Origin of the sequence: Anaeromicrobium sediminis (genome assembly GCF_002270055.1) — a bacterium.
In the GTDB taxonomy this organism is placed as follows: Bacteria; Bacillota; Clostridia; order Peptostreptococcales; family Thermotaleaceae; genus Anaeromicrobium; species Anaeromicrobium sediminis.
Genome location: NZ_NIBG01000004.1, coordinates 15,240 through 28,611 on the forward strand (window position 1 = coordinate 15,240; position 13,372 = coordinate 28,611).

The following is a 13,372-nucleotide window of genomic DNA, read 5'->3' on the forward strand; positions in this document are numbered from 1 at the left end:
CACTTATTATATCATGTTATTGGTGTAAAAACCCATCAAGTATACTGCTCTCTTTAGCAACTAGTTCTGCTCCCATAGAAGATAGTTTAGAAGCTCTAGTTTGAGTTATATTGCCTAATACTTCACAGATTTCTCTTCTATTTATATTACAATAGCAAGTCATAAAATGGCATGCAATAGCTCTTAATTTAGTATATTTTTTATTATGTTTCATATGAATTAAATTTTTATCCATATCAAAATACTTTGCCACATATTCTATAACTGCCTCTGGAGTATGGTGCCTAGTTAATATTTTTCTTTGGCTTCTATACTCTGTCCTTTCATTACTGAAATTCACATCTATTTCGTCTTCATTGGTCTTGATTATTTCTAGATAATCATTCATATTGTTATTATAATTATTATTTAAAATTCCTTCTAAAAAGTTCTTCTGTAAAATATCATGATCATTTGTCTTATAAACATATTCTCTTAAACTACTAAATGGATATTCTTCTAATGAACTTTCATACTCTACTAGATCAAGGGGAATCCTATGAACCTTAGCAGAGAATTTAACTAATTCCTCATCCGTTTCTATTATTCTGCTTTTAAACCTATCATAGAATACATGACCATATCTTTTATACTTTCTATTATAGTATTGAGCATATGAAAAATTAATAAAGTGCATTATCCTAGAAATATCTCCACCATTACAGTCAATAATCAAATGTCCATGGTTTTTCATTATACAATAAGCGTATATCTTAAATTTATACCTATCTTGATACTGCTTTAATAATGTGAAATACTTGTATTTATCATCATCTTCTCTGAATAAATCTATCTCACTTATACTTCTAACCATTATATGGTATATACTTTCATCGCTTTTTACCCTTGCTACTCTTGGCATTTAAATACTACCCCTTTCGTTTTTTCTATATGGGGTATTATTGGTATTTTTTTCAATTCTTATACTTCTTAGTCGTCCCTATTTTAATGAATATTAAAATAGAGAAAACTCTAGCTAATGACTAGAGCTTTCTACTTACTTTATAACTTCATCTATTATTCCGCCACCTAAACATTCCTCACCATTATAAAAGACTACAAACTGTCCTTCCGTAACGGCTTTGGCAGGCTCATGGAATTCTACTTTACAGCTTCCATCAGATTTTGGATATACAGTTACTCCCACGTCCTTTTGTCTGTACCTAAACTTGGCAGTACATTTGAAAGTTTCCTCTGGTATGTCTCCACTTATCCAGTTTATATCGTTACTTCTTAATCCACTGAAGAACAGTTTAGGATTATTCTCCCCTTGAACTACATATAATACATTCTTTTCTAAATCTTTTCCAGCCACAAACCAAGGTTCTCCTGTGCCTACTCCACCTATACCAAGGCCCTTTCTTTGACCTATGGTATAATGCATAAGACCATGGTGCTCCCCAAGCACTTCACCTTCATATGTCATCATCTTGCCTGGTTGTGCTGGTAAATATCTGCCTAAGAATTCATCAAAATCCCTTTCACCAATAAAGCATATACCTGTACTGTCCTTTTTCTTAGCCGTCTCTAAATTAGCTTCAAGAGCAATTTTTCTAAGTTCTGGCTTAGTCAAGTGACCTATAGGGAACATGGCCTTAGATAATTGATATTGGTTCAATGCACATAAAAAATAGGTTTGATCCTTATTAGAGTCAGCACCACGTAAAAGTCTGTATTTGCCATCTTTAAAATCTACTTGTGCATAATGTCCCATGGCAATATAATCACCTTCTAGTTTTAATGCATACTCTAAAAATTCTTTAAACTTTATTTCCTTATTACAAAGCACATCTGGATTAGGAGTTCTTCCCTTTTTATATTCATCTAAGAAATAGGTAAATACATTATCCCAATACTTTTTCACAAAGTTTACTGTATAATATGGAATCCCTAGCTGGTCACAGACTTTCCTCACATCCTCATAGTCCTCAGTGGCAGTACAAACACCTTCGTCATTCTCTTCATCCCAATTTTTCATGAAAAGTCCTACCACATCATAGCCTTGCTCTTTTAACACTAGGGCTGCCACAGAAGAATCAACTCCACCAGACATGCCCAATATAACCCTTGTATTTTCAGGAGATTTTTTCATACCTCTCACCTTTCTATGTAACTTTATTATATTATTTTTTGCCTTTTAATTTTTTTTATCCTTTAATCTAGTCATTCTTATGACATGTAAAAATTACTCAAATTGCTCCTTTAACACATTATCTATCAAATGGATATGGTTGTGATATAATTTTTCTGCTTCCTCACCATTTCCAACTTCTAAATAGTCTATTATTTTTTCAAAATCCTTAACTGTAGATTCTTTAGTTTCAACACCAGATTTTTCAAAGGCCTCTTCATTTTCATTTATTCTCTTTATTATTATTTTCATTATTTCCACAATAATATCATTGTGAGTGGATTTAGCCAAGGTCAAATGGAACTCTAAATCTAACTTTAAAAATTCTGCCATATTTTTATGGCAGCACTTTATTTTTTCCAAAATACTTCTTAGATTATCTATATCTTCTTTAGTTATTCTCTTTATGGCTAAACTAATGAATTTTTCTTCTAATAACATACGAACTTCCATTAAATCCAATATGGGAGCCATGGTCAGAGCCTTATTTAAATCTGCACTTGCATATGTATTATGTAAATAATCATCACATACAAAGGTACCCCTTCTTTCTATAGATTGCAGGTATCCCATAGTTATTAAATGTTTCACGGCTTCCCTTACAGATGATCTGCTGACCTGTAATTCTTTAACGAGGGTTCTTTCAGAATGAAGCTTTTCTCCCACCTTTAATTGTCCAGATTCTATTTGTTCTTTTATATATTCAGCTATTTTAAGAGGCATGCTCTTTAGTTCATCATTCATATTTCTCACCTTAACAATTTTTTTGTATAGTCTTATATTGATATACCACTTCCAAACTCAATGAACTCTATCTACTTACAAGGGAATATGAATGAAAAATTTTTATAAGGTGGAACATCAGAACATCTTCTGCTGTAAACAATTGTGAACCTTCTACCGTGAATATAATATTCACATTCTATAGTCTGATGGTGACTTACCTTCTAAAATATTTTTATTCATATGACCGAAGTAAGTTCATATACATTTAGATTGGACATGGTTTATCTATATGGTAAAGAAAATATTTGTAAAAAGCAACTAAAAGGTGTAAAGAAGTTGTTAGCTACCTTACACCTTTTATATAATTAATTCATATCCTTATATATTCTTTGAGCTGTTTTAGTTATGGATAACCCACCATATCCTGTACATCTTAGTTCTGATGGTAGCATATGTCCTACCTTGTACATGGACTCAATAGTCTCATCAAGGGGTATTACCTTATCAAATCCTGCTAATGCCATATTAGCACAAGCTATAGCATTTGCCCCAGCCATTACATTTTTACCAAGACAAGGCACTTCAACTCTATCTGCCACAGGGTCACATACCATCCCCATTATATTTTGAAGAGCAATAGAAGCTGCATCCACACCTTCAGTAGCACTACCTGCCATAAGCTCAACTAATCCTCCTGCTGCCATTCCAGAACCGGCCCCACACTCTACTTGACAACCACCTACTTCAGCTGCAAAGGTAGCATGTTCTGCTATGAAAAGTCCTATTATTCCTGCTGCTAACATGGCCCTTGTGGCATCTTCTATAGATAAACCAAGTTCCCTAGTGGCACCTATTATAGTTCCTGGTAATCCTCCACAGGAACCAGCTGTTGGTGCTGCCACAATAACTCCCATAGAACTTTTTACTTCCATCATGGAAGTTATGGAACTTATTACTCTATTTAATACATTTCCAGGCACTAATTTACCTGCCCTTTGGGTTTCTTCTATCTTATGAGATTGGGGTCCTAATATTCTATCCTCATAGTCAGTTCCCTTTAATCCACTTTCTATTGACTGATCCATTAAAGTAACTATTTCTTTCATCTTTTCAAAGACTTCTTCTTCTGATATGTTGCCTCTGGCACTTTCATATAAAACAGCCAATTCCCATAGCTTTAGATTTTTTTCCTTACCTACCTTAAGCATTTCTTCTGCATTAATAAAAGGAACTTCACAGTTTTTCCTAGACATGATAGGAAGTACAGGAGAAAGGCTCATCACATTTAATACTTCCTCTTTACCTTCTATCTCTTCTACTATTTTATTACTCAAAGGTTTTGCCCCTTTTATGTTTATAAGAACTTTTTCGTCCTTTAAACTTTTATTTATATAATCAATTTCATATTCCTTATTCTCTATATATTTTACAATTTCATCTGCACACATACTATCTTTTATAAAAATTAAACTCTCATAAAAATCTCCTGCAATGTTGACTTCAAATCCTTCTATATCCTCATATTGTATCATTCCACCACCAGTAGATATGGAGGTAGTCTGTACTTTTTCTCCCCTATCACTTATTAAAGTCATCTTATAAGTATTAGGATGGTCTGCTTCATAGTCTACCACATGGAAACTCACATCTAACCCTTCTTCCCTTGCTATGGCCACAGAGTTAGTGAGTCTAGAATCTTGAGGTTCATAATCAAGCAATCCTCCCACAAGGCCCATATCAGAACCATGGCCATGATAAGTGGTAGCTAATGAACCCTTAGGGTCAAACTCTACTATTACTTCCTTTAAATTGCCCTTAACCATTTGACGACCTAACTTACCTATCCTTGCTGCTGCCGCCACATGAGAACTAGATGGTCCCCTCATAACAGGACCTATAACGTCATTAAAAATGCTAGCTGGTTGTTTATCCATTTTTTTCACCTACTCTCCTAACTTTTGTCCAATGCACTTTTTAATAGCTTCATCGTATATGGCCTCTGCCACTACTAAATCAAATAAGGCCATTCCCACAGATTTATATAAACTAGTGCCCTTATTTTTATTTATATTCTCCTTATCTCCTAATAACTTTCCAAATACTTTTACTTGTTCTGACCTTATCCACCCTTCTCTTACTGGAACTATCACATCTCCAGATTCTTCTGCTGCAAATTCCGTATCTATATAAAGCTCATCTAATAATTCATATAAACTCTTAGGTATTTCTCTCATTTCAAGCTTATAAGAGCCTATAGCTATAACGTGTTTTCCCTTTAATAATTCCTTGTCATCAGGTAATACAGGACTTTGAGCTGGAGTTGCCGTAATAATTATCTCTGAATTCACAACTAAATCCTCTGGACTTTGAACTATCTTAATTTCCACATTTTTTAATTTTTCTTCTAATCTTTCCTTAAAGAAATTTACCCTTTCCTTTGATAAATCATAAATATATATTCGTTTTATAGGTCTAGCCGCACAAGCGTACAATAGCTGATAAAAACCTTGTACTCCCGTTCCTATTAATCCTACACTTTCACAATCTTCCCTAGTAGTATGCCTGATACCTACACCACCAACTGCTCCTGTTCTATAGGCAGTAAGTGCTGCACCATCCATCATGGCTAAGGGTTCTCCCGTTTTACTTTTATTTAAAATCATAGTTCCCTGAATTGATGCTATCCCATCTTTAATATTTTCAGGAAAAGTGGATACTATTTTAGTACCTGATACAGTATCTGTAAAGCAAGGCATATATAAAATAGTTCCCTCTTTTCGATCCACATGCATCCTATCAGGCATTTGAAAATTCTTGCTTTCATAGATTTTAAATGCCTTTTCAATAGAGTCCATCATTATATTGAGAGAAATTACTTCTTCCATATGTTTCTTACTTATATATAACATTTCTTCAATCCCCTTTCTTGGTCTGACCAGATTCTTTAAGTAGTAAATTCTATAGATTTTTAAAAAATCCTCCTTTAATTTTATAAATAAAAAAGGTGTACTTCGTACGCTTCGCTATGGAACCCTATGGTTCCCTTCGGCGCAACTGTAGTTGCTGAGCACCCTCCTTTAAAGAGGCAGGGGAATTCTTCCCCCACACCCCCTTATTTTTTTATACTTATACACAGTTTTGAAAATTTATAATTTCCTATTGCGTAAAAATAAAGGCTATGAAAATAATTCATAACCTTTGTTTCTTTATTCCCTTTAATCTGGAATTTTGTATTCATTTAATTTCCATTAATTATGTCTATACTCTTTTTTACTGCTCCTTCTATGGCGCTCAAATGATTTCCTTCTACTATATGAATCTCACTTTTACCACCCTTTTCATTTACTTCCTTACTAAAACTTTCAGTTAACTCTTTAAGGTTTGGTATGTGACTATTTGATTCTACAAACATATATAATGGTTTTTGCACACTGTCAGCATATTTTATTGGAGTCCTTAAACTAAACTCTATTTCATTATCCATGTTAAAAGGTATAATGTTTTTTAGTTGTTCATTGGCATCTAATTCTCCTTTAATATCTAATGGAGCAGCTCCAAAGGTTATGACACTTTTATATTTAGATGGCATCATTGAAGCTAATATGGAAGTGGCTCCTCCTAGACTATGACCTACAAGATATATATTCTTTTCATCCACATAGGATAGTTTACTTACATATTCACCTGCAGCTATTATGTCATCTACCTCTCCATATAATAATTCATAGTTACCATCATTCCCCTTTTCCCCTCTAACCATAGGAGTCATAACAACATACCCTGCATCCATATATGGTTTCATAAGATCCCAATAGGATTCATTTAATGAAAATCCCCCATGGACAAATACAATAGCTGGTTTCTTTATATTTTCTTCTTTATTCTCCGAAATCCATCCCTTTAATTTCAGTTCCCCAGATTCATAAGTTATCAAAGAAGCACCATTAGGCGTATTTAGTTCCTTACTTTTCCCTGGCACAGGTCCTCTTTTTATAATTTCACTTTTATGTTCCTCCCGTAGGGACATGAAAGTATTTTTGTCTTCTGCCTGACTGCATCCAGCAACAATAATTACTAACATTGTTAGAATTAATATAATTGACACTATTCTTTTCACTACGATTCCCCCTTTTAAATAATCATATATACCCTTTCAATTTAAATATGCTTTTTCCTCTTGAATTCCTTCTAAAAAAATTAAATAGGACGATTACTCTAACTAGAATAACCGTCCTTATATTTAATTAATTATCTCTATTACTTTAGAACTCTCTACTTTTCCTATATATGTAAAAACTATATTCTATTTAACTTTCTTTCATACAAGTCATAATCACCTTGAGAAAATAATACAAGCATTATTTCTTCTAAAGAATTATTTTTATCTATGAAATCCAATATGGCTTTTATGGCTATATCTGCTGCTTCATCTATAGGGTATGAATAGGCACCAGTAGATATGGCTGGAAAGGCTATAGTCTTTATATTATTTTCTCCCCCTAATGTTAGTGAACTATTATATGCATTGTATAAGAGACTTTCCTCATGATTATTTCCACCCCTATATATTGGTCCAACCGTATGGATTACATACTTAGCATCTAGTTTTCCAGCCCCCGTTATTCTAGCTTCTCCTGTAGGACAACCTCCTATGGTTTTACATTCCTTTAATATATCTGGTCCACCAGCTCTATGAATGGCTCCATCTACTCCGCCACCACCTAATAAACTATTGTTTGCCGCATTCACTATAGCATCTATTTTTATTTTTGTTATATTTCCTTTTATAATGCTTATCTTTGTGCTTTTATACATATACTCTTTCATATATGAAAATTCCCCCTAACCCTTTGTATTCACCCTTACAATCTTGTGTATCATGTTATCTTTTAAATATATTCTGTGAGTATGGCTTTGAAATACTATGTGTTTGTTCATGTCTTCTATTCTATGTACTTTATCTGTTAATTCTATCAATTCATCTTTCTTCATCTTCATATGACTAGTAGTTATATATCCATCAATTACTGCTCTTTTGAATAACTCTAAAATACTGTCCTTATAATCTAAAGGTATCTCATCTCTTTTGTATTTATTACATTTTTTACAACTACATGCTAGGTTAAATATATCGTTAGTACCACCTCTACTTTTAGGTAAATAATGATCTAAAGTCACTTGTTTAAAGAGCAGCTTTCTTCCACAAAATCTACATATTCCTTCATCCCTCATATAAACATATCTTCTTTGACTTTTCTTATCCCACATATTTTCCCCTTTCAAAGTCAGTCTTATATATTATACTTTATGCCAATATAGTGGTGTTTATCAGTGTTATGATGTTGGAAAAATAAAATAAGAATATGAGCTTTAAAGGTATTTTGAGAATTTTAAATACAGACTAAAAAAGACAACTCCTTCACTATTTTTAGTAGAGTTGTCTTTTTCAATTTATATTTGATTGTGAATCATTCATCCTTTGGTGGACTCACCCCTTTTTTCTAAATTTCATAAATACCTATGTTCTATTTGTTAAAATATTTTTTTAAAAATAAATAATATATTCTTATAACAAATCCATCTTACTAACTTTACATGTGTATTATTTTTACTTTTTAATTTATATTTGGTTGTAAATCCTTAATTTTTTGGCGGACTCACCTCATTTCTTTAAATTTCTTTAAATTGTTTAGTTACTAAAATTCTAGTTCCTTTAACCATCTCCTTTTAATTTTCCTTTTCTATATTTCTTATATACCCATGTCCTACTCGTTGAAACAATTTTCTGAAAATAAATAATATATTCTTATAAAAATTTCATCTTACTAACTTTACATGTGTACTATTTTTTACTTCTCACTTTATATTTGATTTTAAATCATTAATTCTTTGGTGGACTCACCCCTTTTCTTTAAATTTCTTTAAGTTGTTTAATTACTAAAATTCTAGTTCTCTTAATCATCTCCTTTTTCTTTTTTCTTTTGTATGTTTCATATATACCCATGAAATATTTATTGAAACAATTTTCTGAAAAAATAATATATTTCTATAAAAATTTTATATAAATAAAAAAGACAACTCCTTAACTATTTTTAATAGAGTTGTCTTTTCTACTCTGCAATTGTTTGTGAATCATCCATGCTTTGGTGGAACCACTCCTTCTCCTTAAATTTCTCTAAGTACTCTCCTTTCTAAGATTTTCTTTCCTCTCACCATCTCCTTTACTTATATATATTATATATATATTTCATTTTCATCCATAAAATTCCTATTTGAATGATTTTATTTCAATAAATATTTTTTGTTGAATGTGAACACAGTATTTTACTTTAGTTATAGTTCATTATATTCATAATGTAAAAAGACTGCTAACATATTCTGTTAACAGTCTATATATGTTTATCATAAATTATACAGTGGCTACAAACTCAATTTCAACTAATGCGTTTTTAGCTAATTGAGTTCCCCCTACAGTACTTCTGCTCGGGAAGTTTTCACTGAAGTATGATCCGTAAACTTCGTTCATTTTAGCAAAGTCAGAAAGGTCCTTTAAGAATACTGTAGTCTTAAATACTTTTGACATGTGACTTCCAGCAGCTTCTAAAATAGCTTTTCCATTTTCAATCGCTTGCTTAGTTTGCTCTTCTATAGTAGCTGGCACTTCTCCTGTTTCAGGGTTAATTGGTAATTGACCTGAAGTATATACAAAGTCCCCAACTCTAACCCCTTGAGAATATGGCCCAATTGCACCTGGCGCTTTAGTTGTTGAAATAATTTCTTTATTCATCTGCGATTCCTCCTAGTTTTTAATTCTTTAAGTATTATCGCAATATTTATGCCAAAGATGAATGAAAGCCTATCCCTAGCTGAAACCTAGTATTTTACTTATTTTAATTTTAATATATATATTATTAATCTTTAATTGTATATAAAATAGGTTATGCAGTACAACCTATTTATACCACTTTCCCCAATTTAATATCTATATGACTATTTCTTTATTGTCCTTATTCATTATGTATGTACTACAACTTCCACCTAGATTATTTATTACTAAATTTTTTAATTCCGCCACTGCCTTTTTTAAATCATCTTCCCTGACTTCATCTATAGATTCTATTACTAAAATAGCATTTTTAGTTTTCTCTGTAAGGATAGTTCTCTCAGCTTCTCGCCAATTTAAACAACGGCATATTACACTTTCATCATCCTTATATACAATTTCGCCTTCCTTTGGACTTTTATTATCAGTCTCTCCAAGGGGTATAAAGGATTCATCTCCATCCGCATGAGTAAGTCTTAAATTCCCTACAAATTTGTCCATATCCTCTCCACCACAAGGTAGGGCGTAATTAAGTGATATGGAATTATATATATCCACTAAAGGATTTATATTTCCTATTTCATTTCCCTTGCTAACTCTTTTCAGTAGATTTTCTATTGAAGCTCTACTTCCCTTTTTAGTTGGGAATTTTTTAAAAGCATCTCTCCATATGGATATACATTTGTTTTCACTAAATTGGCCACTACTTATATGATGAGTAGCCTTTTTTTCAGCTTCCCTAAGAAGGCTTTCATATCTAAAGCCATCTTTTATAGAGTTATCTATATGATTACATACTAATACTCCTATTTGAGCTTGAGGAAATAGATTCCAAAAGCCTTCTTCTATTATGAATTTTTTCATATGTATACCTCCCCTTTTATCCCTATTATAGCCTCCTATGTATTAAATGTATCCAACCAACTCAAAAATTTTTGTACCAACCAATATAGTTTTTTGGTTGCCTATGAAATCTTTGTTATGGATGGAGTAATCATTGTGATTTTGTATTATATTTACTTTAAAGTTAAATAATCCTATGTGTATTGGAGAGATTGCTATGAATAATGAAAACATAAAATATCCAATTCTTGAGATAAATTTAAATTCCATTTATCATAACGTGAACGAAATAACCTCTCGCTGTCATTGTAAAAATGTAAGTGTAGCTGGAGTTATTAAAGGCTGTGGTGGCATACAGGAAATTGCTGAAGAATTTATTAAAGGTGGATGTGATTTCTTAGCCAGCTCTAGAATTGAACAGCTTATCAAGTTAAAAAATAATAATGTTTCATGTGAAACTATGCTCATTAGAATTCCCATGTTAACAGAAGTAAGTGACTTAGTTCAACATGTAGATATTAGTCTCAATTCTGAAATTGACATTCTAAGGGCTATAGAAAAAGAATGTATGATACAAAATACCATCCACAAAGTAGTATTAATGTTTGATTTAGGAGATTTAAGGGAAGGTTGTATAAATGAGGATGAATTTATTCAATTAGCCCTCTTTGTAGAAAATGAATTAAGTCATGTTAAATTATATGGAATAGGCACTAATGTGGGATGCTATGGTTCTGTTAATCCTACTATTTCTAATCTTACTAGACTTTGTAATTTAGCTTCTTCAATTGAGGATAAAATCGGTAGACCATTAGATCTAGTATCTGGTGGAGCCACTTCATCTTTATTATTGCTTTTAAATGAAACTATACCATCTAAAATTAATAACCTAAGAATAGGCGAAGCCCTATTAACAGCTAGAGATTTACCAAAATATTATAATTATGAAATGGATTATATGAAACAAGATACCTTCACCTTAAAGGCCGAAATAGTTGAAATTAAAGATAAACCGTCTTATCCCATAGGTGAATTATCTGTAGATTCCTTTGGAAACAAACCCGTATATGAAGATAAAGGCATCCACAAAAGAGCACTCTTAGCCGTTGGAAAACAGGATTTTGGATCCCATGATAAACTTATTCCTAAGGACCCTAATCTTGAGATTATAGGTAGTAGTAGCGATCATTTAATTGTCGATATGGAAAAGGCTATACAAAATTATAAAATTGGAGATTCTATAGAATTGGCCACCTATTATCAATCTGTTTTATATTTAAGCAATAGTTCCTCTGTGACTAAAATTTGTATATAATTAAAATAAGTACAATTTTTCATAGAGAGAGGTAAGACATGATTAGTATTCACTGGAAACCAGACAAAAACTCCATAGTGCCTTTACGTAGGCAGATCATAAATTATTTCACTGATAAAATCAGTAAAGGACAGTGGCCCATTGGTTCCATTATTCCTCCCCAAAGGGATTTAGCTCGCTTATTTAATGTAAATCGCAGTACCATAGTGGCTGCATTAAGTGAATTGAAATCTCAAGGTTTAATAGAGGGTAATGGTAAAAGTGGTACAAAAATCATCAGTAGTTCAATTTTAGATTTAACAAAATCTCAGCCTGATTGGCAAACCTATATGAGAGAAGGAATACAAATTCCTAACTATAAAACTATAAAAACTATAAATGATATAGAATGGGATGACAAAATAATTAGGCTTAGCTCTGGAGAACCTTCTCCAGAGTTATTTCCAGATGGAAACATGAAAAAAATAGTCAATAAAGTATCAATAGACATGAACAACTTAGGTTATGAATGCCCCCATGGAATGTATCATTTGAGAGAAGAAATAAGTAAGTATTTAAAGGCACAAAATATTGATGCAGCTCCATCCTCCATACTCATAGTATCAGGAGCATTGCAAGCCATACATCTAATATCCATAGGCCTCCTCCAACCTGGGTCATCCGTGTTCATAGAAAAGCCATCATACATGTATTCTCTTCAAATACTTCAGACTTTAGGTATGAGAAGATTAGGTATTCCAATGGATCATGAAGGAATCATGGCCAAAGAAATCCCAAAATATGTGAAGAAACATAGATCTTCCATATTATATACCATACCCAATTTTCAAAACCCTACAGGGAACGTCATGTCTCAGGAACGTAGGAAAGAATTAATTAAAATATGCAAGGAAGAGAAGTTACCCATAATAGAAGATGATGTATATAGGGAACTATGGATTGACAACCCACCGCCCGATTCCCTTAAAAGTCTTGATAAAAGTGGTAACGTCCTATATATAGGTAGTATGTCTAAAGCCCTAAGTCCAGGTCTAAGAATAGGTTGGATAGTAGGTCCTGATTCTGTCATATCCCATTTGGCAGATATAAAAATGCAAATGGATTATGGTTCCAGTTCCTTATCTCAATTAACCGTTGCTAAATGGCTATCTACAGGTCTTTATGAAGAGCAAGTTGATTTTTTAAGAAAGGAACTTCGTATAAGAAGAGACATTGCGTTAAACGCCCTAAATAAATATTTTTCAAATATGGCCACATGGCATATTCCCCAGGGAGGATATTATGTATGGGTAAAATTAAAGGGGAAAATAAATATGCATAAACTCTTTGAAGAAGGATGTAAATCTGGTGTTTTACTTTATCCTGGATATGTATATGAATCTAATTCAAATACTAATATTAGAATCTCTTATTCTTATGCATCCCATGAGGACATAGAGAAGGGATTACATATATTATCTAATATTGTACAAAGACTTCTTCATGATTAACTATA

General features: G+C 32.3%; 12 protein-coding genes. 2 read left to right on the forward strand and 10 right to left on the reverse strand.

The window, feature by feature from the left end; translation table 11 throughout:
* Positions 1-16: 16 nt before the first annotated feature.
* From CCE28_RS06380 to CCE28_RS06425, 10 genes are all read right to left on the reverse strand, one after another.
* On the reverse strand, positions 17-901 hold the full coding sequence (locus tag CCE28_RS06380; protein WP_095132133.1) for a transposase: 885 nt from the start codon (positions 899-901) through the stop codon (positions 17-19).
* Between the two features lie 135 nt (positions 902-1,036).
* Positions 1,037-2,131, reverse strand: a complete 1,095-nt coding sequence (mnmA, locus tag CCE28_RS06385) for a tRNA 2-thiouridine(34) synthase MnmA (RefSeq protein WP_095132135.1) — start codon at positions 2,129-2,131, stop codon at positions 1,037-1,039.
* Between the two features lie 93 nt (positions 2,132-2,224).
* Positions 2,225-2,914: a FadR/GntR family transcriptional regulator gene (locus tag CCE28_RS06390; RefSeq protein WP_095132137.1), complete on the reverse strand. Its 690-nt coding sequence runs from the start codon at positions 2,912-2,914 to the stop codon at positions 2,225-2,227.
* Between the two features lie 347 nt (positions 2,915-3,261).
* Complete coding sequence (gene sdaAA, locus CCE28_RS06395; RefSeq protein ID WP_095132505.1) at positions 3,262-4,830, reverse strand: L-serine ammonia-lyase, iron-sulfur-dependent, subunit alpha; 1,569 nt, start codon at positions 4,828-4,830, stop codon at positions 3,262-3,264.
* Positions 4,831-4,839: 9 nt separating this feature from the next.
* The gene (locus CCE28_RS06400; RefSeq protein WP_095132139.1) at positions 4,840-5,805 is read right to left on the reverse strand and encodes an ornithine cyclodeaminase family protein; all 966 of its coding nucleotides are present in this window, start codon (positions 5,803-5,805) and stop codon (positions 4,840-4,842) included.
* 329 nt (positions 5,806-6,134) lie between these two features.
* Positions 6,135-7,013, reverse strand: coding sequence for an alpha/beta hydrolase family protein (locus CCE28_RS06405; protein ID WP_095132141.1), 879 nt, complete (start codon positions 7,011-7,013; stop codon positions 6,135-6,137).
* A 179-nt stretch (positions 7,014-7,192) separates the two neighbouring features.
* Positions 7,193-7,723, reverse strand: coding sequence for an O-acetyl-ADP-ribose deacetylase (locus CCE28_RS06410; protein ID WP_095132143.1), 531 nt, complete (start codon positions 7,721-7,723; stop codon positions 7,193-7,195).
* A gap of 15 nt (positions 7,724-7,738) precedes the next feature.
* Positions 7,739-8,164, reverse strand: a complete 426-nt coding sequence (locus CCE28_RS06415; protein ID WP_095132145.1) for an HNH endonuclease — start codon at positions 8,162-8,164, stop codon at positions 7,739-7,741.
* Positions 8,165-9,305: 1,141 nt separating this feature from the next.
* Complete coding sequence (locus CCE28_RS06420) at positions 9,306-9,683, reverse strand: RidA family protein (protein ID WP_095132148.1); 378 nt, start codon at positions 9,681-9,683, stop codon at positions 9,306-9,308.
* 195 nt (positions 9,684-9,878) lie between these two features.
* Complete coding sequence (locus tag CCE28_RS06425) at positions 9,879-10,583, reverse strand: B3/B4 domain-containing protein (protein WP_095132150.1); 705 nt, start codon at positions 10,581-10,583, stop codon at positions 9,879-9,881.
* A gap of 196 nt (positions 10,584-10,779) precedes the next feature.
* On the opposite strand from CCE28_RS06425, the gene CCE28_RS06430 reads away from it, so the two are divergent.
* Together CCE28_RS06430 and CCE28_RS06435 are read left to right on the forward strand one after the other, a co-directional pair.
* Positions 10,780-11,877 (forward strand): alanine racemase, encoded by a 1,098-nt coding sequence (locus CCE28_RS06430; RefSeq protein ID WP_095132152.1) that lies wholly within the window; start codon positions 10,780-10,782, stop codon positions 11,875-11,877.
* Positions 11,878-11,915: 38 nt separating this feature from the next.
* Positions 11,916-13,367 (forward strand): aminotransferase-like domain-containing protein, encoded by a 1,452-nt coding sequence (locus CCE28_RS06435; protein ID WP_095132154.1) that lies wholly within the window; start codon positions 11,916-11,918, stop codon positions 13,365-13,367.
* Positions 13,368-13,372 lie beyond the last annotated feature (5 nt).